This is a genomic window from Accumulibacter sp. (assembly GCF_036625195.1).
Classification (GTDB): domain Bacteria; phylum Pseudomonadota; class Gammaproteobacteria; order Burkholderiales; family Rhodocyclaceae; genus Accumulibacter.
This window is the reverse complement of the sequence record NZ_JAZKUG010000001.1, coordinates 3,768,082-3,789,481: the sequence shown is the minus strand read 5'-3', so window position 1 is coordinate 3,789,481 and position 21,400 is coordinate 3,768,082. Positions and strand designations below refer to the sequence as shown.

General features: G+C 65.7%; 25 protein-coding genes. 10 read left to right on the top strand and 15 right to left on the bottom strand.

Annotated elements, in window-relative coordinates:
- From V5B60_RS16615 to V5B60_RS16605, 3 genes are all read left to right on the top strand, one after another.
- Positions 1-1,980, top strand: coding sequence for an acetoacetate--CoA ligase (locus V5B60_RS16615; RefSeq protein ID WP_332348337.1), 1,980 nt, complete (start codon positions 1-3; stop codon positions 1,978-1,980).
- A 390-nt stretch (positions 1,981-2,370) separates the two neighbouring features.
- Entirely contained in the window at positions 2,371-3,255 is an 885-nt protein-coding gene (locus V5B60_RS16610; protein WP_332348335.1) for an alpha/beta fold hydrolase, read from the top strand.
- Between the two features lie 12 nt (positions 3,256-3,267).
- Complete coding sequence (locus V5B60_RS16605; RefSeq protein WP_332348333.1) at positions 3,268-4,725, top strand: 3'-5' exonuclease family protein; 1,458 nt, start codon at positions 3,268-3,270, stop codon at positions 4,723-4,725.
- Here the strand turns inward: V5B60_RS16605 and V5B60_RS16600 are convergent.
- The 6 genes from V5B60_RS16600 to mltG all read right to left on the bottom strand — a co-directional run bounded on the left by V5B60_RS16600 (position 4,717) and on the right by mltG (position 9,320).
- A complete protein-coding gene (locus V5B60_RS16600) occupies positions 4,717-5,373 on the bottom strand; it encodes an ankyrin repeat domain-containing protein (RefSeq protein WP_332348331.1) in 657 nt (218 codons plus the stop codon). The two genes, V5B60_RS16605 and V5B60_RS16600, sit on opposite strands and share 9 nt — an antisense overlap.
- Positions 5,370-6,152 carry a TatD family hydrolase gene (locus V5B60_RS16595; protein ID WP_332348329.1) on the bottom strand — a complete coding sequence of 261 codons (783 nt, stop codon included), beginning with the start codon at positions 6,150-6,152 and terminating at the stop codon, positions 5,370-5,372. The genes V5B60_RS16600 and V5B60_RS16595 overlap by 4 nt, the downstream gene beginning before the upstream one ends.
- 10 nt (positions 6,153-6,162) lie before the next feature.
- A complete protein-coding gene (locus V5B60_RS16590) occupies positions 6,163-6,543 on the bottom strand; it encodes a PilZ domain-containing protein (protein ID WP_332348327.1) in 381 nt (126 codons plus the stop codon).
- 97 nt (positions 6,544-6,640) lie between these two features.
- Positions 6,641-7,648 (bottom strand): DNA polymerase III subunit delta', encoded by a 1,008-nt coding sequence (holB, locus tag V5B60_RS16585; RefSeq protein WP_332350599.1) that lies wholly within the window; start codon positions 7,646-7,648, stop codon positions 6,641-6,643.
- Between the two features lie 38 nt (positions 7,649-7,686).
- Positions 7,687-8,322 carry a dTMP kinase gene (gene tmk, locus V5B60_RS16580; protein ID WP_332348325.1) on the bottom strand — a complete coding sequence of 212 codons (636 nt, stop codon included), beginning with the start codon at positions 8,320-8,322 and terminating at the stop codon, positions 7,687-7,689.
- A complete protein-coding gene (mltG, locus tag V5B60_RS16575) occupies positions 8,319-9,320 on the bottom strand; it encodes an endolytic transglycosylase MltG (protein WP_332348322.1) in 1,002 nt (333 codons plus the stop codon). The genes tmk and mltG overlap by 4 nt, the downstream gene beginning before the upstream one ends.
- Positions 9,321-9,511: 191 nt before the next feature.
- Here mltG and V5B60_RS16570 point away from each other — a divergent pair, with 191 nt between their 5' ends.
- The gene (locus V5B60_RS16570) at positions 9,512-10,570 is read left to right on the top strand and encodes a YgfZ/GcvT domain-containing protein (protein ID WP_332348320.1); all 1,059 of its coding nucleotides are present in this window, start codon (positions 9,512-9,514) and stop codon (positions 10,568-10,570) included.
- Positions 10,561-11,343, top strand: coding sequence for an NRDE family protein (locus V5B60_RS16565; protein ID WP_332348318.1), 783 nt, complete (start codon positions 10,561-10,563; stop codon positions 11,341-11,343). Before V5B60_RS16570 ends, V5B60_RS16565 begins: the two co-directional genes overlap by 10 nt.
- On the opposite strand, the gene V5B60_RS16560 is transcribed toward V5B60_RS16565, so the two are convergent.
- Together V5B60_RS16560 and tadA are read right to left on the bottom strand one after the other, a co-directional pair.
- Entirely contained in the window at positions 11,313-11,795 is a 483-nt protein-coding gene (locus V5B60_RS16560; protein ID WP_332348316.1) for a L,D-transpeptidase, read from the bottom strand. The two genes, V5B60_RS16565 and V5B60_RS16560, sit on opposite strands and share 31 nt — an antisense overlap.
- Positions 11,770-12,270 (bottom strand): tRNA adenosine(34) deaminase TadA, encoded by a 501-nt coding sequence (gene tadA, locus V5B60_RS16555; protein ID WP_332348314.1) that lies wholly within the window; start codon positions 12,268-12,270, stop codon positions 11,770-11,772. The genes V5B60_RS16560 and tadA overlap by 26 nt, the downstream gene beginning before the upstream one ends.
- Positions 12,271-12,470: 200 nt before the next feature.
- Between tadA and V5B60_RS16550 the strand changes: the two genes are divergently transcribed.
- Positions 12,471-13,724, top strand: a complete 1,254-nt coding sequence (locus V5B60_RS16550; protein WP_332348312.1) for a glycosyltransferase family 4 protein — start codon at positions 12,471-12,473, stop codon at positions 13,722-13,724.
- A 159-nt stretch (positions 13,725-13,883) separates the two neighbouring features.
- Positions 13,884-14,354 carry a cyclic nucleotide-binding domain-containing protein gene (locus V5B60_RS16545; protein ID WP_332348310.1) on the top strand — a complete coding sequence of 157 codons (471 nt, stop codon included), beginning with the start codon at positions 13,884-13,886 and terminating at the stop codon, positions 14,352-14,354.
- 108 nt (positions 14,355-14,462) lie between these two features.
- On the opposite strand, the gene V5B60_RS16540 is transcribed toward V5B60_RS16545, so the two are convergent.
- Positions 14,463-14,846, bottom strand: a complete 384-nt coding sequence (locus V5B60_RS16540) for a CZB domain-containing protein (RefSeq protein WP_332348308.1) — start codon at positions 14,844-14,846, stop codon at positions 14,463-14,465.
- 207 nt (positions 14,847-15,053) lie between these two features.
- On the opposite strand from V5B60_RS16540, the gene V5B60_RS16535 reads away from it, so the two are divergent.
- On the top strand, positions 15,054-15,488 hold the full coding sequence (locus tag V5B60_RS16535) for a hypothetical protein (protein WP_332345299.1): 435 nt from the start codon (positions 15,054-15,056) through the stop codon (positions 15,486-15,488).
- Positions 15,442-16,410 carry an ISKra4 family transposase gene (locus V5B60_RS16530; RefSeq protein WP_332347076.1) on the top strand — a complete coding sequence of 323 codons (969 nt, stop codon included), beginning with the start codon at positions 15,442-15,444 and terminating at the stop codon, positions 16,408-16,410. Before V5B60_RS16535 ends, V5B60_RS16530 begins: the two co-directional genes overlap by 47 nt.
- A 154-nt stretch (positions 16,411-16,564) precedes the next feature.
- Here V5B60_RS16530 and V5B60_RS16525 read toward each other — a convergent pair whose 3' ends face one another.
- Positions 16,565-17,497, bottom strand: a complete 933-nt coding sequence (locus V5B60_RS16525) for a LysR substrate-binding domain-containing protein (RefSeq protein WP_332348306.1) — start codon at positions 17,495-17,497, stop codon at positions 16,565-16,567.
- Between the two features lie 98 nt (positions 17,498-17,595).
- On the opposite strand from V5B60_RS16525, the gene V5B60_RS16520 reads away from it, so the two are divergent.
- Complete coding sequence (locus tag V5B60_RS16520) at positions 17,596-18,372, top strand: ferredoxin--NADP reductase (protein WP_332350597.1); 777 nt, start codon at positions 17,596-17,598, stop codon at positions 18,370-18,372.
- A gap of 42 nt (positions 18,373-18,414) precedes the next feature.
- Here V5B60_RS16520 and V5B60_RS16515 read toward each other — a convergent pair whose 3' ends face one another.
- The 5 genes from V5B60_RS16515 to arfB all read right to left on the bottom strand — a co-directional run bounded on the left by V5B60_RS16515 (position 18,415) and on the right by arfB (position 21,398).
- A complete protein-coding gene (locus V5B60_RS16515; RefSeq protein WP_332348304.1) occupies positions 18,415-19,299 on the bottom strand; it encodes an NAD(P)-dependent oxidoreductase in 885 nt (294 codons plus the stop codon).
- On the bottom strand, positions 19,299-20,177 hold the full coding sequence (locus V5B60_RS16510) for an NAD(P)-dependent oxidoreductase (protein WP_332348302.1): 879 nt from the start codon (positions 20,175-20,177) through the stop codon (positions 19,299-19,301). Before V5B60_RS16510 ends, V5B60_RS16515 begins: the two co-directional genes overlap by 1 nt.
- Positions 20,178-20,382: 205 nt before the next feature.
- Complete coding sequence (locus V5B60_RS16505) at positions 20,383-20,796, bottom strand: secondary thiamine-phosphate synthase enzyme YjbQ (RefSeq protein WP_332348300.1); 414 nt, start codon at positions 20,794-20,796, stop codon at positions 20,383-20,385.
- Positions 20,797-20,816: 20 nt separating this feature from the next.
- Entirely contained in the window at positions 20,817-20,957 is a 141-nt protein-coding gene (locus V5B60_RS16500; RefSeq protein WP_332348298.1) for a hypothetical protein, read from the bottom strand.
- A gap of 21 nt (positions 20,958-20,978) precedes the next feature.
- Complete coding sequence (gene arfB, locus V5B60_RS16495; RefSeq protein ID WP_332348296.1) at positions 20,979-21,398, bottom strand: alternative ribosome rescue aminoacyl-tRNA hydrolase ArfB; 420 nt, start codon at positions 21,396-21,398, stop codon at positions 20,979-20,981.
- Positions 21,399-21,400 lie beyond the last annotated feature (2 nt).

Here is a 21,400-nt window from a genome sequence, read left to right as displayed (position 1 = left end):
ATGGGGCAGGAAACGCCTCTCTGGCAGCCAAGCGCTGAACGGAAGGCAGCAGCAAGGCTCAGCTCTTTCACGGCTGCGGTGAAGCGGCGCTGGCAGGTGGACTGCGCCGACTACCCCGCCCTCTGGCGCTGGTCGCTCGAGCGACCCGAGGCGTTCTGGACTTCGGTCTGGGAAGAGTGTGGCGTGCTTGGTGACCCAGGCTCGACGGTCCTGGAAGATGGTACGCGCATGCCGGGCGCGCGCTGGTTCCCGCAGGCCCGGCTGAACTATGCCGAAAACCTGTTGCGACGCCGTGACGATGGGGACGCGCTCGTCTTCTGGGGCGAGAACCGGATCAGCCATCGGCTCTCGCACGGCGAACTGCATGCCGCAGTGTCGCGCTGCGCGCAGGCACTGCGGGTCGCCGGCGTCGGCCGCGGGGATCGCGTCGCCGGCTACCTGCCGAACATGCCGGAAGCGTTGGTCGCCATGCTCGCCACCGCTTCGCTTGGTGCCATCTGGTCGTCGGCGTCGCCAGACTTTGGCGTGCAGGGCGTACTCGACCGCTTCGGGCAGATCGAGCCCAAGGTCCTGTTCTGCGTCGATGGCTACTGGTACAACGGCAAGCCGGTGGATTGCATGGCGCGAAACATCGAGGTGGTCGGGCAGATGTCGGGGATCGAACGGACCGTGGTCGTTTCCTACCTCGACGAGTCGCCGCGAGTCGAGCTGATCCGCAACGGTATCCGCCATGCCGACTTCGTCGCTCCCTTCGTTGCCGGTGAGATCAGTTTTCAACGGCTGCCGTTCGCTCATCCGTTGTTCATCATGTTTTCCTCGGGCACCACTGGCGTCCCGAAGTGCATCGTTCATTGCCATGGCGGCGCCTTGCTGCAGCACCTCAAGGAACACCAGCTGCACGGCGACGTGCGACCTGGCGACCGCGTCTTCTACTTCACCACTTGCGGCTGGATGATGTGGGACTGGCTGGTCTCCGGTCTGGCATCGGGCGCGACGCTGCTGCTCTACGACGGCTCACCGTTCGCTCGTGGTGCTGACGGTACGGCTGGAGCAATTCTCTTCGACTACGCCGACGCCGAGCGCATGACCCATTTCGGCACATCGGCCAAGTTCATCGACGCGATTGCCAAGGCCGGCCTGCAACCCCGTCGGACGCATTCCTTGCGCGAGCTGCGGACCATGTTTTCGACGGGCAGTCCGTTGGCGCCGGAAAGTTTCGATTACGTCTACCGCGACATCAAGCCGGACTTGCTGCTCGCCTCGATCTCGGGCGGCACGGACATCCTTTCGTGCTTCGCCCTCGGCAATCCGCTGCTGCCCGTTCATCGCGGTGAGCTGCAATGTCGCGGTCTCGGAATGGCGGTCAGCGTTTTCGACGAGAGTGGCCGCCCCCTTGCTGCGGGAAGCGGCGAGCGCGGCGAACTGGTGTGTACCGCACCGTTTCCCGCCATGCCCGTCGGCTTCTGGAATGACCCGGACGGTGCCAAGTACCACGCGGCGTATTTCGACCGCTTTCCGAACGTCTGGTGTCACGGCGACTACGTGGAGCTGACGGCGCACGAGGGCCTGGTCATCTACGGCCGTTCCGATGCCGTGCTCAACCCCGGCGGCGTGCGCATCGGTACCGCCGAGATCTACCGTCAGGTGGAGAAACTGGCGGAAATCGTCGAAGCGCTCGTGATTGCCCAGGATTGGCTGGGCGACGTGCGAATCGTGCTCTTCGTCAGGCTGCGCGACGGTCTCGTTCTCGACGAGGCATTGATCGACCGCGTCAAACAGCAGATTCGCGACAACACCACAGCTCGCCACGTCCCGGCCAAGGTGCTGCAGGTGGCCGACATCCCACGTACCAAGAGCGGCAAGATCGTCGAGCTTGCCGTGCGCCACGTCGTCCACGGCCGGCCAGTGAACAATGTCGAGGCCCTGGCCAACCCGGAAGCGCTCGAGTGTTTTCGCGACCGACCGGAACTGCAGCCCTGAAGCAACGGATCCCGCTCGCTGCGCTCTGCCACATGACCCGCCGGGCTTGTGGGTCGAATGGAGCGGGGCAGCGGCCCGGCACGCGGAGGCACGCAAGGACCAGGGGCTTGCCTGCTGACAGGGCTGCAACCCGGAATCCAGAAATTTACATAATACAAATTATGCGCACTTTGGAGCGGGGGTCGGATGTGTCGGCGGCACCCGGTTGGTTGCGCCGGACTACAGCTCCTGACGACGCCTGACGACAATGGCGCAGCAGGCATCGCAATGCCGTGCCCGGTCCGGAATGGCGGCACTCGCGGCGGAGATCGGGTTCGCGGCCGGTGCAAACAGTGGTAGATTCGCGTGCTGTCGATATCCTTGCCAGCCCCATCTCCGGGACCGCTCGCCATGCCCACAGTGACCGCCAACAACCTGCAAATCGAGTACGAGTCCTTCGGTAGCGAGACGGCACCCGCAATTTTGCTGATCATGGGACTGGGTGCCCAACTGAGCCGCTGGAGTGTCGAACTCTGTCAAGCCCTGGTTGAGCGCGGCTATCGCGTGCTGCGTTTCGACAACCGCGACTGCGGCCTGTCGAGCAAGCTCGACGAGGCGGGAGTTCCGGACATCGGCCGTGCTCTACGACGCGGCGTGCCGCCGGACGCCCCATATTCGCTCGAGGACATGGCGGCAGACTGCGCGGGCCTGCTGGATGCACTGGGAATCGAGGCAGCGCACCTGGTTGGCGCATCGATGGGCGGCGCCATCGCTCAGATCGTTGCGGCCCGCTACCCGGAGCGCTGCCTGTCGTTGACCAGCATCATGTCGACCAGCAGCCATCCGGACCTGCCGCCTCCGAGTCCCGATGCTGCGCAGGCGCTGCTCGCGCCATTGCCTGCTGCACGCGACCGGGAGAGTCTGATCGAGGACGCGATCAGGCGCCAGCTGGCGGTTGCCAGCCCGGACTATCCGAGTTGCCCGGATCGCCTGCGCAGTCAGTTTGTCGAGGAGCACGAGCGCGGCTTCCATCCGCGCGGCGTCACCCGGCAACTGGCGGCCTTTCTTGCCAGTGGCGACCGACGCGCACTGTTGGCGACGATCAAGGCCCCGACGCTCGTGCTGCACGGTGCCGATGACCCGCTGATACCGCTCGCCTGCGGTGAGGACGTGGCAGCACACATTCCTGCTGCGGAATTGCGCGTCATCGAAGGGATGGCGCATGATTTTCCGCTCGCCTTGACCGGAGTGTTCGCCGACGCCATCGCCGCGGTTGCCAGCCGCAGCCAGCGCTGAACCGCTGCCGCCATGTCCATCGATGACTCGCGGCTTTTCGCACCGGAGCCGATGGTCTTCGTCGACCTCGAGACGAGCGGTGCCAACTTCGCCAATGACCGAATCATCGAGGTGGGCCTGGTCGAGGTCGACTCGACCGGTGTCCGCGAATGGAGTGTCCTGGTTAATCCCGAGGTGCCGCTGTCGCCGTTCATCACCAGTCTCACCGGCATCAGCGAGGCCATGTTGAGACCGGCACCGACCTTCCGCCAGATTGCCCATGAACTACTCGAGCGATTGCGCGGGAGACTGTTCGTCGCGCACAACGCACGCTTCGATTATGGTTTCCTGAAAGGAGAATTCGGCCGGCTCGGTGTGGCCTTTCGGCAGCCGAGCCTGTGTACCGTCAAGCTGTCACGCAAGCTCTACCCCGAGCATCACCGGCACAACCTCGACACCCTCGTTGAACGACATGGTCTGACTGCCGGCGGTGGGCGTCATCGGGCGCTTGCCGACGCCCGGCTGCTCTGGAGCCTTTGGCAATGCTGGCACCGTCAGCTGCCCGCAGCGACGATCAACGATGCCGTGGGAGCGATCGTCGGCCGTCCTCAACTGCCACCGCAACTCGATCCGACCGCGCTCGACGACCTGCCCGAGGCGCCAGGCGCCTACGTGTTCTATGGTGAGGACGGTCGCCTCCTGCTCGCGCGTCGCAGCGACAACCTGCGGCGCCAGGTGCTCGCTCACTTTGCTGCCGGCAGCCGCGACAAGTCGCTCTACCGCGAGACCTGGCGAATTGAATGGCGCGAGGCGGCCGGCGAGTTGGGCGCGCGTCTGCATGAGCTGCGCTACGCGCGCTCGGCGCCGCTGACCACGCCGGCGAAAGCAGCGGCGGGCAGCGGCGGCACCGCCCGGCACCTAGCGCCGGCCAATGAGCTCTGTTCGTGGCAGTTGCACTCGCCCGCATCGGGCGACTGCCGGCTGCGACTGGTATTTGCCGACGAACTGGATTTCGCTGTCGCCGACGATCTCTTCGGCATGTACACGAACCGCCGCGAAGCGCAGCGCTCGCTGCGCGTGCTGGCCGAGGCGCATCAACTGTGTCCGAAACAGGTCGGCATCGAGCAGGCGGTCGCTGCGTGCAGTGCCTATCGGCAAAAGAACTGCCGCGGCGCCTGCATCGGCAAGGAGTCGTTGCTGCAGCACGGCGCACGACTGATGAGCGCGCTGGCCCGCCTGAAGATCAGGAGCTGGCCCTACCGCGGCCCGGTCGCTTTGATCGAGCGCGACGATTTCGGCATGCGCGAGGACATCCACGTCGTGGACCGCTGGCGGCTGCTTGGCACGGTACAGGACGATGCGGGTCTGCAGACGCTGCTGGCGGCCGCACCCAGCCGACAGGACTTCGATCCGGAGGTCTACCGGATCGTCAGTCGCACCCTGAACACGGGCAAGGTGGTCGTCCGACCCGTGAACGCTCTTTCACCGTGAAGCCGGGCTCGCTGGCGGGGTGCCGGCGCGTCCGCCAGCCTTGCGCAGCAGGTCCGCGATGTCCGTGTTGTCAGACTTGAGCGCCCAGTCGATCGCGGTTGCCCCCCGGTCGTTGGCCATGTTCGGGTCCGCCTTGTTCTGCAGCAGCAACTCGACGATCTCGATGTGTCCGAAGCGGGCGGCGAACAGCAGCGCTGTCGACCCGTTTGGGGTCGTCGCATTGACTTCCGCTCCCTTGCTGAGAAGGTATTCGGCCACTGCCGTACGGCCGCTGAACGCAGCGTAGACCAGGGGCGACCAGCCATAGAGGTTGACGTCGGCGCCCGCTTCGACGAGGCGCTTGACGAAAGGCAGCAGGCCCTTGTAGGCGGCCAGGCTGAGGGCGGTCTCACCGTTGCGGTTGCGGGTGTTCAGCCGTGCACGCCGTTTCACGAGATAGTCGAGAAAGTCGAGGTTCTCGCGCTGCACGCACTGCATCAGCAGCGTGTTGCCGGCTGCGTCCACCGAATTGACGTCCATGCCGCGGTTGATCAGTTGGATGGCCCAAGCCGTATTGCCGGAGATCAGGGCCTCCTCCATGTCTTCATAGGCACCGGCTGCGGCCATGGTCGGAATCCACAATGCAACCAGGAGAGCAAGAATCTTCATTGGGCAACCTTTGTTCGGGCTTCAGGAAAGAGATTGAAGAAATTGGCCGTCGTGGCGTCGGCGACCTGTTGATAGCTGAGGCCACGCAGACGTGCGACCTCTTCAGCGACATGGCGGACGTAGGCAGGCTGGTTCGTCTTGCCACGGTAGGGCACCGGTGCCAGATAGGGTGAGTCGGTCTCGACCAGGAGACGATCCAGCGGCACGCGCAGAGCAACCTCTCTGACCGTGAGCGCTTTCTTGAAGGTGACGATGCCGGAGAGCGAGATGTGGAAGCCGAGGTCGAGTGCTGCTTCGGCAATCGGCCAGCTTTCAGTGAAACAGTGCATGATGCCGCCCACCTCGCCAGCCCCCTCCTCGGCCATGAGCCGCAGCGTGTCGGCTGCCGCTTCCCGGGTATGGATCACCAGCGGCTTGCGGGTCACGCGGGCGGCCCGGATGTGGGTACGGAAGCGCTCACGCTGCCAATCCGGAGCATCCTTGTGCCAGTAGTAGTCCAGTCCGGTTTCGCCGATCGCCACCACTCGCGGATGTGCCGCAAGGCCCACGAGGTCGTCGACCGTTGGTTCGCGGATTCCCGTTTCCTCCGGGTGTACACCAACCGTTGCCAGCAACATCGGCCAGGTATCGGCGAGCTGCAGAACCCTGGCGAAACGTTCCAGGGTGACGCCGATACACAGCGCGCAACCGATGTCATTGGCACGCATCTGCCCGATGATCTGCTCGATGCCATCGGCCAGCTGCGGAAAGTCGAGATGACAATGCGAGTCAACCAACATCGGCCGGCCATCATATGGTGTGCGTTGGGCGGCCCGACTGCATCACACCGCCCAGGAGACCCTCGATGCGCCGGCGTGCCTCGGCGCCGCTTTCGTCGTTCTTGAACTGCACACCGATTCCCTGTGCCTTGCTGTTCTGCGCGCCAGCCGGAGTGATCCAGACGACCGTGCCCGCAATCGGCAGCTTGGCGGGATCGTCCATCAGCGACAACAGCATGAAGACATCGTCACCGATCGAGTAATTGCGGGTGGTTGGAATGAAGATGCCGCCATTGCGCAACAGCGGCATGTAGGCCGCGTAAAGTGCCGACTTCGAGTTGATGTTCAGTGACAGAACGCTGGGGCGCGGCGGCGTCGCAGGCGCTGCCTTTCCGATGTCGGTCTCTGCCATCTTCACTTGGAAGCGATCGATCGCCCAAATGAGCGAAGTCCGTTGCTCACTCGCTGATGCCTCACTCGTTCATTACCCCTGGATCGCGACGATTGCTTCACAACCCTCGGGGGCTTCGGAAAACCCGCACGTAGCCGAGAAAGAAGTCCTCGAGAAACAGTCGATTGTTCACGGGCTGCTCACATTGGGGCTTGCATTGTAGCGCTTTTCGGCTGAATGCCAAGACCCGGCGGTTGTCGGTTCCGCGCGCCAGGTCCTGCAGGAGCGCCGCTTGGCGTACAAAATAGCGCGGCGGCAGCGCTTCGGTCGCGAGAAGCAGGTCGAACAACCACTTCTGTGCCCACTCGAGCAATCTGCGCAGCGACGCTTGGCGCTTCTCGTTCTTGATGGCCCGCTCGAGTAGGGCTGCCGATGCCAGCGGATCCACTCCAGCCCCGCCACTGACTTCGGCCAGAAGTGCATCGACCAGGCTCCGCTCGCCGCTGCTGCTCAGGGCGAGCGCCAACAGCGGCGCACCGGCAGCCAGGGCCAACCAGTCATCCGGCTCGGCCACGCCAGCGTCGTGCAGCCAGGCGGCTGCAGCTGCGCGCGGCGGCAACGGCACGCTGACGGTCTGGCAGCGACTGCGGATCGTCGGCAGCAAGCGATGTGGGTTGCTGGAAACCAATATGAACAATGTGCTTGCGATTGGTTCTTCAAGTGACTTGAGAAGAGCATTGGCTGTTGCGCGATTCATCGCCTCGGCCGGGTTGAGGAGCACCACGCGCGCGCCGTGACGGTGGGTGCCGACGTGCAGGAAGTCGTCGAGTGCCCGTACCTGATCGATCGTGATCTGCTGACTCAGCTTCTTCGCTCCGGAAGTGTCTTCTTCCTGGCCGGCATCGCCGGCGACCACGGCGAGCGACTGTGGCTGCAGCAGGCGAAGGTCCGGGTGGTTGCCTAGGGCCAGCCAGCCGCAGGCCCGGCACTGACCACACGCCTCGCCTGAATCTCGCCGCTCCTCGCAAAGTAGGGAGGTGGCCAAGGCAACGGCCAGGTCGAACTTGCCGAGCCCCTGCTGACCGCACAGCAGGAGCGCGTGCGGCAGCCGGTCACGCCGCAGCATGAGTTGCCGCCAGAGTGAATCGTGCAGATCGATAATCTTCATGAACATAAGCTTGCAAGTCTTTCTTCAATCTGTTTCGAGACTCTGTCCGGGGATTGGTCGGCGTCGATGATCGTGATTCTCTGCGGTGCCGACCGCGCCCGCTCGAGGTAGGCGAGGCGGACTCGCTCGTGGAACTCGAACTGCTCCAACTCGAAGCGATCGCGGTCGCGTGCCTGGTCAGCAATGCGCCGGGCCGCAATTGCCGCTGGCAGATCAAAGAGCAGGCTCAGGTCCGGTTGCAGCAGCGGGTGCACCCAGTTTTCGAGTTGTGCGAACTTCACCGGGTCGAGACCGCGCCCACCACTCTGATAGGCATAGGTCGCGTCGCTGAAACGGTCGCAGACCACCCAGTCGCCACACGCGAGAGCCGGTTCGATGACTCGCGCAATGTGCTCGCGGCGGGCTGCGAACATGAGCAGCGCCTCGGTCTCCAGGTGCATGGCTTCGTGCAGGAGCAGCGCGCGCAGTTTTTCGCCAAGCGCGGTACCCCCAGGCTCGCGCGTGCTGACGACGGTGACTCCGCGCCGGCGCAGGAACGCGACGATGCTTGCGATGTGGCTGCTCTTGCCAGCGCCGTCGATGCCTTCGCAGGTGATGAAACGGCCGCGCGAACGGGCCTGTGCGTGGTTCAAGGTCGGCCCCCTTTCTGGTAACGCCGCACCGCCTGATTGTGGTCTGCCAGCGTCCGCGAGAAGTGGCTGCTGCCGTCGCCGCGAGCGACGAAGTAGAGCGCGTCGCTCGCCGCCGGGTGCAGCGCGGCTTGCAGCGAAGCGAGTCCGGGCATGGCGATCGGTGTGGGGGGCAAGCCGCGGCGCGTATAGGTATTGTAGGGCGTATCCGCGAGCAGGTCGCGCTTGCGCAGGTCGCCGTCGAAGGCATCGCCGAGTCCGTAGATCACCGTCGGATCAGTCTGCAAGGGCATCCCCAGGCGCAAGCGGTTGATGAACACCGCTGCCACTTGCGCACGATCCTGATCACGGCCGGTCTCCTTCTCGATGATCGAGGCGAGGATCAGAGCCTGATGGGCATCGCGCAGTGGCAGGTGATCCGCCCTCGCCTGCCATTGCTGTTGCAGGTGTCGCTGCATGGCACGCGCGGCGCGCGCCAGCAGCTCGATATCGCTGCTTCGCTTGGCAAAGAGATAGGTATCGGGAAAGAACGCGCCCTCGGCAGACCGTTCGGGGACACCGAGCAGGCGCATGATTTCGCTCTCGCTCAGGGCGCGGGTCTCGTGGCGCAGATCCGGATGGGCATCGAGGCGCTGGCGCATCTGACGGAAAGTCCCGCCTTCGATGAAGGTCAGCTCGGCCTGCGTGAAGTCTCCTCGCGTCAGTTTGCGCAGCAGTTCGAGTGGCGTCGTGCCACGACTGATCTGGTAGCTTCCGGCCTTGATCGAGGCCTCGACGCCCATCAGTCTGGCGAGTGCGATCAGCACCCACGGTTCGACGGCGACCTCGCTGGCGGCGATCTCGCGAGCCGCCGTGCGCAGGCTGCCGCCGGGGGCAACTGTAAACTCCACCTGCTCACGCGGCAGGCTGATCGGAATCAGAGCCACGTAGACGACGACAGCGGCGCCCAGAAGCAGCGTCAGCAAGGAGAAAACGAGCAACAGGCGAACGGTCTTGCGCATCGGTCCGGAGCAGCGGTCGGGCTGGCGGGCTGGAGGAGGAATGGGTGGTGGGGCGGGCGTCGAGTCGCCCTATAATAGCCGAAACTCGCCCGAACCACCGGGGCCCCGAAGGCACGGCCAGCCGGCCGCCGCTGCCGACTGCGCCCCGCGGAGGAACATCCGCCGGCCCCGCCGGCCAACCAGATGAGAAGATGATGAACGCGAACTGGCAGGAGTTGCTGCGTGCTTCAGGTGCACGAATCGAGCACAATCAGGTCACGGACTTTGGTGACGCGGCGGCCGAGTTGTCTGCTGCTCGCGAGGCGACGGTCGTGGCGCCTCTGGACCACCTCGGACTGCTCGCGGTCAGTGGCCTGGATGCAGCGAGCTTCCTGCACGCTCAGCTGACGAGCGATGTCAAGCACCTCGCCGAGGGAAGTGCGCAGCATTCGGCATGGTGCTCGGCCAAGGGCAGGATGCTCGCCAGCTTCATCGTTCTTCATCCCGGACCCGACGACTACTTCCTGCAACTGTCGGCCGACCTGTTGCCGTTCATCCACAAGCGCCTGTCGATGTTCGTCCTGCGCAGCAAGCTGAGCATCGACGACCGCTCCGGCGAGCGCCAGTTGCTGGGCGTGTCGGGGCCGCAGGCCGAGCGCGCGCTGTTGGCCGCCGGCCTGGCCGTTCCTGCGACCCCTCTGGGCATCGGCGCCACCGCGGCTGCCCTGATCGTCCGCCTCGACAACCGTCGCTTCGAGCTGCTCGTCAAGTCCGAGGCAGCCCCGGAGTTGTGGCGGAAACTGCAGACGCAGGCGCGCCCGGTCGCAGCGGCGGTTTGGCAGTGGCTCGACATCGAGGCCGGTGTGCCGCTGATCAGCGAGCCGACCAGGGAGGAGTTCGTGCCGCAAATGGCGGGTTTCGAGCAGCTCGGAGCGGTCAGCTTTCGCAAGGGATGCTATCCCGGTCAGGAGATCGTCGCCCGGACACAGTACCTCGGAAAGGTGAAGCGCCACCTGTACCGCGCCCACTGTGGCAGCCCGATGACGGCCGGCCAGGCGATCTACTCGGCGAGCAGTCCGCAGCAGCCGTGCGGCATGATCGTCAACGCGGCGGCCGCACCGAGCGGGGGGCATGACGCGCTCGTCATCGTCCAGGAGGGCTGCGCTGCCGCTGGCGGGCTGCAACTCGGCAGTCCCGCTGGCGTGACGGTCGCCGTCGAGCCGGTCGTGACGCCGGATGCGATACTCGAGCCACGGGAACCATGTGCCTGATCCTGCTCGCCTGGCAGGCGCACCCGGACTACCCGCTCGTCGTCGCCGCGAACCGTGACGAGTTTTTCGCGCGCCCCACCGCGGCCGCCGGCTTCTGGCCGGACGCGCCGCAGGTGCTCGCCGGCCGCGATCTGGAAGCTGGTGGCACCTGGCTGGGGGTCAGTCGTGAACAGCGCTTTGCCGCCCTGACCAACTACCGGGATGGCACTGGGCAGATCCCGGGCGCGCGCTCGCGCGGCGCTCTGGTGGCCGACTTCCTCACCGGCCGGCAGTCCCCGCAAGCCTACCTCGATACTGTCGGTGACCGGGCCAGCGACTACAGTGGTTTCAATCTCTTCGTCGGCGATGCCGAGCATCTGGCCTACTGCAGCAATCGCGACGAAGGCCAGGTGCGCTGGCTGGCACCTGGCATCTACGGGCTGTCGAACCACCTGCTCGACACGCCGTGGCCAAAACTGGCAAGCGCCAGGGCCGCTTTTGCCGCGGCGCTGCAGACACTGCCGCTGGCGGCGCCCTTCTTCACCCTGCTCGCCGACCGGGAGATCGTTGCCGATTCCCACCTGCCGGAAACGGGTGTTCCACTGGCGTGGGAGCGCATCCTGTCAGCCGTCTTCGTCAGCTCGGAACACTACGGCACGCGCGCGTCGACTCTGCTGAGCAGACGGCGCGATGGCCTGATCACTCTGCAGGAACGCAGTTTCGGCGCCGGCGCGACGGCCATCGGCGAAACTTGTGCGCGCTTTCAGTCCTCGCTGATGTTGACCGGCGTGTAAGGGGGCACGAGCTCGAAAAGCTCGACGATGTCGGCATTGCGCATGCGAATGCAGCCGATCGAACCGGGCTGACCCATCTGCGCACTATCCGGGCTGCCGTGGATGTATACGTAACGGCGCATGGTATCGACATCACCGAGCCGGTTGCGGCCGGGCTCGCAGCCGGACAGCCAGAGGATCCGGGTCAGGATCCAGTCGCGCTTCGGGAAGCGCTCGGCGAGTTCAGGCGAGTAGACTTCACCGCTCGGCCGGCGGCCGATGAACACCGTATTCGCTGGTTGCTTCGCACCGATCTTGGCGCGGATCAGGTGGCGGCCGCGCGGCGTGCAGTAGCTGCCCTTCCGTTCGCCGACACCGCGGGTCGCCGTCGATACCAGATAGCTGCGGACGGTTTCACCGCAGTCGTCCACAAGGCTCAGAGCCTGCCTAGCGATCGAGATCTCGATGTGCACGTCCGCCCTCCCCTTTGCCTGCGCTGCCGCCACGCCGTTCGGCAAAGAAAGCCGAGAGCAGTTGCCCGCACTCGGCCGCCAGCACGCCTCCGACCACCTCCGTGTGGTGATTCAGCCGCTCGACAGCGAACAGGTCGACGACGCTGCCGTGGACCCCGGTCTTCGGGTCGCGCGCGCCGTAGACCAGGCGCGCCAGGCGTGCCTGCAGGACGGCCCCCGCACACATCGCACAGGGCTCGAGCGTGACGAACAGCTCGCACCCGGGCAACCGATAGTTGCGCAGCTTGCGTGCCGCGTCACGCAAGGCCGCGATCTCCGCATGCGCCGTCGGGTCGTGGTCGCCGATCGGCGAGTTGAAGCCACGGCCGACGATGACCCCCGCCTGCACGACGATCGCGCCGACCGGCACCTCGCCGAGACATTCTGCGGCAAGCGCCAGCGACATCGCCTCGCGCATGAAGAATTCGTCGTCCATCGGCCGCGATTGTACTGCAACCAGGTTGCCGGCTGCCGTTGCCAGCTGCACCCGGACAGCGTTCGTCGGTGCAGTTTCCCAGAGCGGCGTCCGGTTCCTCCGGGCAGGGCTCTGGTCTTGGCTGAACAGCTTCCCGCGTCCTCAATCGGCTAAGATTCTGGTCGCTCGCTCTCTGCTTCCACTCTTCCCGATGACCCGCCATGCGCATTCTCTTCGTACACCAGAACTTCCCCGGCCAGTACCGCCACTTGGCGCCTGCCCTCGCCGAATCACCGGCGAATGAGGTCGTCGCCATCGGCGAGGAGGCGAGCCTCAGGCGCCTGCAGGGCTTTCATCCGCGCGTGCGTCTGGTCGCTTACCCACAGCCCCAGGGTGCCTCGCAGCAGACACACCACTACCTACGCAGCAGCGAGGCTGCGGTCCGCCGCGGTCAATCGGTGGCGCGCCTGGCACTCGAACTGCGTCGTCACGGCTTCGTTCCGGACGTCATCTGTGCCCATCCGGCGTGGGGGGAAGCCCTGTTCCTGAAGGATGTCTTCCCCGCCGCACCGCTGCTGCTCTATCTCGAGTTCTTCTATCGCGGCAGCGGCTCCGACGTCGGCTTTGACCCCGAGTTTCCGAGTTCCTTCGACGACCGCTGTCGCGTTCGTGCCCGCAACACGACGCAACTGATCAGCCTCGACGCTGGCGATGCGGGCGTCAGCCCGACGCACTGGCAGCGGGAGCAATACCCGGACGTGTATCGGCAGCGCATCCAGGTGATTCACGACGGTATACGCAGCGATCTCGTCTCCCCGGGAGAGGTTGCCGGTTTCGTCCTTCCTGACGGCAGGGGTACCCTTCGCTCGGGGGACGAGGTGTTGACCTACGTCGCCCGCAATCTTGAGCCCTATCGAGGCTTTCACACTTTCATGCGGGCACTGCCTGAGGTTCTTGCTGCGCGGCCTCGCGTGCAGGTGCTGATCGTGGGTGGTGACGAGGTCAGTTACGGCCGCCCGTTACCCGGTGGCGGCACCTACCGGGAGCATTACCTGCGCGAACTGGGCAGCGCAATCGATCTCGGCCGCGTGCACTTCCTCGGCAAGATTCCATACCCGCGTTTCATCGACGTTCTGCGTTTGTCGACAGCGCACGTGTATCTCACCTACCCTTTCGTTCTCTCGTGGTCACTGCTCGAAGCGATGTCCTGCGGCTGCGCGCTGGTCGCCTCCGACACTGCCCCCGTCCGCGAAGTGCTGCGACCGGGGCACAATGGGCTGCTGGTCGATTTCTTCTCGCCGGCCGCGCTGGCGGCAACGATCATCTCCGTCCTCGCCGACCCGCTGGCGACGCAGCCTCTGCGCGCACAGGCGCGGCGCGACATCGTCGACCACTTCGACCTCGTTACCCGCAGCCTGCCTCGCCTGTTGACGCTGGTCAGCGGCCTCGCGGCAGAGGGGCGGGCCGGCCACTGACGTTCGGCGACCGACCTCGCCGAATACCGCTGCCGGAACGAGTCGAACCTGCAGAGGCCGATGGACCGCAACCCTACGCAATGAGCTGCGGCGCAGCCCTTCCGTTCCGCGAGTGGTCGCTGCAAAATACGTCTCCGAGCAGCGGAGATGGAGAGGGCAATGGAAACGGTCCGGTTTCTGCAAGAGCAACCGCTGTTCGGCGGCGTCGGCGATGCGGCAATGCGGGCAATCATGCAGCTGATGCGGCCGCAGGAGTTCACAGCCGGTGAAGTGATCGTGCACGAGGGCCAGGAGGGTGACTCGCTCTTCGTCATCTGCAACGGGGAGGTCGAGGTGCTCAAGTCGTGCCCGGCAGCGGTCGATCCGCTCGGCAAGCGCATTGCGCTCCTCCGCGTCGGCGACGTTTTCGGCGAAATGGAGTTGATCGACATGGAGTACCGCTCGGCCAGCATCCGCGCGCTCGAGCCCGTTCGGCTCCTGGCGCTTGACAACGGCAGCCTCTTCCAGATCCACGAGTCGGACTTGCCGACCTTCACCCTGATCGTCATGAACCTGGCCCGGGAACTGAGCCGTCGCCTGCGCCGGCTCGATGAACTCGCAGTCGCCGTGCCGGCCGCCGCTGCCGATTGACCAGCCCGCTCTCCGCAACGGGTCGGGGTTGGCTTTCGCGCTGCCGCCAGTGGTTTCCCTTCGCCTCCCGTCCACGCCCGGTCGTTGGGCGAGCAGCTGCACGGTGCGCTAGGCGTCCCCGGCAATCCCCTGCAACAGACGCGCTTGCCACGCCCGCATGGCAAGCGCAAGCCGCCCCGACAGAGTCACGTACTCGCCATAAAGCAGCGCATAAGCCTCGACAGTCTGTCCGTCCATGGCACGCTGGACGACCTCCGCCGCCAGCTGATGGAATTCCGCGTGCAGACGACGCACTTCCTCGAAGTCCTCGGCCGCACGGTCCTCGGCTGACAGACGCGGGCCGTACAGCCACTGTCCGAATTCACAGCGGTCATCGGCCCGGATCGCATCCACATCCACGCCAGCCGTGGCGTCGAGGACAGCCTGCCGGAGCTCCGACATCCAGCGCGCGTGGGCGCCTATTGCTTCTCCGATGTCCCGCACCCTGTCCATCCGGACTTCCCCCCTGTACCCACCCCGCCGACCAGAAACGCATTCTACCGCAACCGTCTGCCGCACGGCAGCTGCCGCCCACCTCGGGGTGCAATCGGAAGTGCGACTGACGCCGGGGCGAGGTGGTTGGCGGTGGCATTCGGCACTAGACAATTGGGCGGAGGTGGGGTAAATAGTGATGGGTTACTTCAGCTTGGAGCGAGACCCATGACAGAAAGGTGGTCGGAAATGGAGGGGCGACTCAAGCCGAGTCGGGGTTTGGAAGAGCGGTTTAGAGATCATCCCGAGCTCCAAGCCAAGATCGAGTCGTTGCTGGCGGTGGTCGAGAATGCGGCCGGCGATGTTGAGAAGGCGGCGGAGGCGGAGCGGCGGGTGACGGAGGAATTGCGGCAGTTGGGCAACGAAGCGTTGCACGGCTGGGCGCGACGGCAAGCGCAGCGGAAGGAAGAAGAGGTGGCGCAACAACCGGGCGTGCAGCGGAAGGAAAAAAAACGTCTATTGGCAGACCCGGTACGGACAGATCGAAGTAGCGGAGCAGGTCTTCCGGCAAGGGACGCGCGGGCCGGAGATCCGGCCATTCACGCGTTCGGCGGAGGTGGTCTGCCGGGGCTGCTCGGAGCCGCTGCAGCGAGCGATCGTTGATTTCGGGGCGGACGCGCCCGCGGCGCGCATTCCGCAGAAGCTGAAAGAGCACTACGGTATCGAGGTGTCCGCCAGTACGTGCTGGCCGATCGTCTTGCGGCATGCCGCGACGATCGACGAGCGCCCGAAAGCGGCGGCAAAAATCCCGGCACGAGACGGCGTAGAGCAGTTGATCGGCGAGATCGATGGGAGCATGATTCCCGTCGTGGAGACGGCCGAATCGGACGACCAGAGCGCGAAAGTGGACCGCCGCAAGACCCGCCGGGTGGGCTGGAGGGAAGCGCGTTTGAGTCTGGTCCATGCGCCGGGCTCCGTCACCCCGGTGTTCGGCGCCACCGTGGGCCCGCCCGACCAGGTCGGAGAGACGCTGTTGCGCACGGCGGTTCAGGCCGGACTGGGGCGTAAGACCAAGGTCCATGCGGTCAGCGACGGCGCCGCATGGATTGCGGATCAGGTGAGTGAGCAATTCGGACTGCAAGGCCACTTTCTCGTCGATTTCTACCATGTCTGTGACTACCTGACGGCCGCAGGGGACACGATCGCCGGCACGGCGGCGAGGGCTTGGCTGGAAACGCAGAAGGATCGGCTGAAACAGAACCGCCTCCAGGACGTCGTCGAGGAACTGCAGCGATTCGTCGAGGACGACACCGTTCCCGATGCCAACGCCCCGGTGCGCGCGGCGCATCGCTATCTCACCAATCGCCCGGGGCAGTTCAACTATCAAGACGCGCTCGTGGCCGGGCTGCCAATAGGGTCCGGCGAAATCGAAAGCGCACACCGTTACGTCATCCAGGACCGTCTCAAGCGGGCCGGCGCTTGGTGGAAACTGAAAAACGCCAAGCACATGCTGGCGCTGCGTGTCTGCCGTGCCAACCAGGAGTGGGACCGCTATTGGCAGTCCAGACGTCAACAGGCCGCCTGATCCACAGTCGCACTTCCGATTGCACCCCCCACCTCGGGAGAGCGGGCATCAGGTGCCCGGTGCCGGTTCCATCGATCCCCGACCTCATGTCGCCGGCGACACGACGCAACCCCGGCGGCCACGCGGCTGACGAGACGCAGGCGGCTTCCCCTGCTCACCCCTCGCCGACCAGCGACCATCTGATCAGGTCGCTGCGCTCGACGCCGACGGTCAGCGAGCGGCAGAGGCCGACGAACTCACGCATGCCCGCAGTCTGGAATTTGCGCCGCTGCTGCAGCAAGTGGAAATGGCGTCGGAGATCGAGTTCCGGTGTCGCGATCGGCAGCAGGCTGCGTCGGCGGAACGCTTCGCGCAATGCCAGGCGCGAAATGCAGCCGATGCCGAGGCCGAACTCGACGGCCCGCTTGATTGCCTCCGTGTGCTCCAGTTCGAGGCGGATCCGCAGCCGCGAGCAATCATCGCGCAGGGCCCGGTCGAGGGTTTCTCGCGTACCTGACCCGGTCTCGCGCACGATCCACGGCTGCTCGATCAACTCCGCGATCGTCGCGCTGCCCTTCCCCGCCAAGGGGTGAGTCGGCGAACAGAAAACGACCAGCTCGTCGGCCACCCATGGCTCGACAACCAGGTCGGGATGGCGGCAACTCCCCTCGACCAGGCCGAGATCGAGTTCGTGTTGCGCCAGTTGCTCGATGATCGTTGCCGTGTTATGCACCCTCAACTGCACGCCGCTTTCCGGGTGTCGCCGAAGAAACTCGGCGACGATGAGCGTCGCGAGGTAGTTGCCGATGGTCAGCGTCGCACCGATGCGCAGCCTCCCGTAGCCGGCCCGGCCTTCGAGGACGTTGTCGATCGCCGCCGCCCGCTCGAGCAACTCGACTGCCTGCGGCAACAGCGCCTGTCCGCGCTCGTTGAGCCGCAGGTTCCTGCCGAACCGGTCGAAAAGCTGCGTGTCATAGAGACGCTCGAGCTCGGCGAGTGAAGTGCTTGTCGCCGACTGCGACAGGGACACCTCGCTGGCCGCGCGCGATACGTTCTCGTGTCGGGCCACCGCAACGAAGACCGCCATCTGTCGCAAGGTGAATCTCATATCTATCTAAGCGATAAGACTTATATAAAGAATCTGTTTTACAAATATATCACGACGGAGCACGATGGCGTCGTCAGGAACATACGATCGGAAACATGATGAGCACCTACTCCGCACAACGCGTCCTTTCAGTCCGCCACTGGACGGATCGCCTGTTCAGCTTCCGCACCACGCGCGACCCGGCCCTGCGCTTCATCAACGGCCAGTTCGTCATGCTTGGCTTGCCCCAGGAAGGGCGACCGCTGACCCGCGCCTACAGCATCGCCAGCGCCAACCACGACGACTTCCTCGAGTTCTTCAGCATCAAGGTGCCCGACGGGCCGCTGACGTCCCGGCTACAGCATCTGGCGGTCGGTGACGAGGTCGTCGTCAGCCGCAAGCCGACCGGCACACTGGTGCTGCGCGACCTGCGTCCTGGCCAGAACCTCTACCTGTTGGCCACCGGCACCGGGCTGGCGCCGTTCATCAGCCTGATCCAGGATCCGGAAACTTACGAGCGCTTCGAGAAGATCGTGCTGATCCACGGCGTGCGCTGGATCGACGATCTGGCCTACCACCGCTTCATCAGCGAAGAACTGCCGCAGCACGAGTTCTTCGGTGATCTGCTGCGCGACAAGCTGATCTACTACCCTGCCGTCACCCGCGAAGCCTTCGGCCATCAGGGCCGCATCACGCAACTGATCGACAGCGGCCGCCTCTTCGCCGACATCGGTCTGCCGCCGCTCGATCCCGCTCGCGACCGGGCGATGGTCTGCGGCAGTCCGGCGATGATCAAGGACTGTTGCGCGCTGCTCGACGCGCGCGGCTTCCGGGTTTCGCCGTACATTGGTGCGCAGGGCGACTACGTGATCGAGCGGGCGTTCGTCGACAAATAGCGTAGCGCGGCTCGCTGCCGCAGGCGCTGCGCCGTCGGGCGTTCACTGGCTGCCGGTCGCCAACTGCCCCGCTTCAAGGACGCGCAGCAGCGAAGCCGTGTCGCAACGTCCCCAGCCCAACGCCATCAGCGCGTTGAGTTGCTGGCAGACCTGAGTCGAAACCGGCAGCGGAAGTCCCAGCCGGTGCGCTTCGGCGATCAACACCGCGTAGTCCTTGTGATGCAGGCGCGCCTCGACACCGGCAGCGAAATCGCGCGCCACCATCCGGCCGCCCATCGCCTGCAACACGCGACTGGCGGCCGAACCGCCTGCCAGAGCGGCGTGGGCCCTTGCCGGATCGACACCGGCGGCGCGGCTCAAATGCAAGGCCTCGGCAACCGCCTGGATCGTCGCCACCATCAGCATCTGGTTGCACGCTTTCGCCACTTGCCCGGCGCCATGGTCGCCGACGTGCACGATCGCGCTGCCGAGCAGTTCGAAAAGCGGCCGCACACGTTCCAGTACCGCCGCCTGGCCGCCGACCATGATCGACAGGCTGGCATCGATGGCGCCCTGCCCGCCACCGGAGACCGGCGCGTCGAGCATGGCGATCCCCAGCCTCACCAGCCGCCGGGCGATCGAGCGCGCCGCCTGCGGCGCGATGGTGCTCATGTCGACCAGGATCGAGCCGGCGGCGAATCCTTCTGCCAAGCCACCGGAAGCGAAGACAAGCTGCTCGACGTCGGCGTCGGCGGTGACGACGGTGAACACCACCTCGGCCGCAGACGCCACCGCCGCCGGACTGGCGCAAGCCACCGCGCCGGCCGCAAGCAACGGCTGCGCGGCCTCCGGCCGCCGCGCCCAGACCGCCAGCCGGTGGCCACCGCGCAACAGGTTCAGCGCCATCGGCCGCCCCATCACGCCGCAGCCGATGAAGCCAAGCCGCATCACCCCTCGCCCCCGGACAAACGCTCGAGGAGCTTGAGAATGGCGATCGAATCCTCCTCGCCCAGCCCCGAGCCGACCATGGCGTTGAACATCTGCGCAGTCGCCGCCGCTACCGGCAGACACAGGCCCAGTTCGTGCGCGCTCTGCATGACGATGTTCATGTCCTTCTGGTGCATCCACGACTTGAAGCCAGGCTTGAAGTTCCGGTCGAGCATTCGCTGACCGTGGTTCTCGAGGATTCTCGAGTAGGCGAAGCCACCGAGCAGCGCCTCGCGCACGCGAGCCGGGTCGACGCCACTCCGCGCGGCGAAATTCAGCGCCTCGGCGACGGTGAGGACGCCGACGCCGGTGACGATCTGGTTGGCCGCCTTCGCCACCTGGCCGGCGCCCGAATCGCCCACATGGACGATGTTGCGCCCGATGCATGCGAAGGCGGGCTGCGCGATGTCGAAGGCAGCGGTGCTCCCGCCGACCATGATCGACAGCGTGCCGGCAACCGCGCCGACCTCACCGCCGGAAACCGGCGCATCGAGGAAATCGATGCCGCCTGCCAGCAGCCTGCCGGCGATGGCGCGGGCTGCCGACGGCCGGATGGTGCTCATGTCGACAGCCACCAGTCCGCTCCGGCCGCGGCTGGCGACGCCGTTCTCGCCCAGCATCACCTGCTCGACATCGGGCGCATCAGCCACCATCGAGATCACCAGCTCGGCTTCCGCGGCCAACGCCGCCGGATTGGCGGCGCCGCTGGCGCCGGCGTCGAGGAGTGGCTGCATCGAGTCTGGCCGGCGCGCCCAGACGGTGAGCTGGTGCCCGCCGCGCAGCAGGTTGAGCGCCATCGGGCGCCCCATGATGCCGAGGCCGATGAATCCGATTCTCATTGAGTCCCCTTTCAAGTGTTGGCGGTCGCCGCGGCCGCGCGGCCATACTCAGTCATTCACGATCAGGGCGAACACCGGGCGTAAGGGTGTGACGGATGATCGCTGCCGCCGGTCGCCCGCGTCACCCGCCCTTTCGCCTGAGCGCGGACTGCGCGGCAGCGAGTCTAGCAAGAATCCGGCAGGCCCGCTGCCGCCGGGGGGCCGGTCAGCCGACGACGGTAACCACCACCCGCCGCCGATGGGGGACCGTCCGGTGTTCCCAGAGATAGATTCCCTGCCAGGTTCCCAGGCGCAGTGCGCCATGGCTCACCGGCACCGTCACCGACACTCCGGCGAGGATGCTGCGCCCGTGTGCCGCCATGTCGTCGTCACCCTCGCAGTCATGCTGATACGCCGGATCGGCGTCGGGAGCCCAGCGCCCGGCCAGGGTCTCCAGGTCTCGGCGAACCGATGGATCGGCGTTCTCGGTCAACAGCAGTGAGCAACTGGTGTGCAGGACGAAAACGTGCGCGATACCGGTAGGCACCCCCGCAGCGCGTGCAATGCGCCCCACCTCGGCTGTGATCTCGATGGTGCCGCGACCGCGGCTGTGGATGTCGAAGCTCTCCTGATAGGCCATGGTCCCTTCTCTCCTGCCGCCTACTGCGAGGCGGGAACTGGGGTCATGAGGAAATCTATCCCGGCCACCGTGGAGTGCGAGCCGAGGACGGCGTTGCGATTTGGGCATTGCGCCGGGCGCATTTCCTCAAACCCGAAGCGCAGCATCTCGGCCACAGGCATCGGCATCTCCTCTACCCTTCCTCAGCGCTCGTCGCTGACCCGCGCGCGCAGCAGTTTCACTGCGCCACGCTGCCGCTTGCTGTCCAGCCGCCGCTTCTGTGAACTGCTGGTCGGCCGCGTCGGTCGGCGCGGCGGCGTGACCGAAGCCGCGCGGGCGATCAGTTCGCGCAGACGGCACAGTGCATCGTCCCGGTTGCGCTCCAGGCTACGGTGGGCCTGTGCCTTGATGATCACCACGCCGTCGCCACTGATTCGTTGGTCGCGCCAGAGCAGTAAACGCCGTTTCAGCTCATCGGGCAACGACGAGGTGGCGATGGCGAAACGCAGATGGATCGCGTTCGATACCTTGTTCACGTTCTGGCCGCCGGCACCCTGCGCGCGTACGGCAGTGATCTCGACTTCCTCCGCGCGCACTTCGACGCGTAGCGGCAACTCGGGCATCG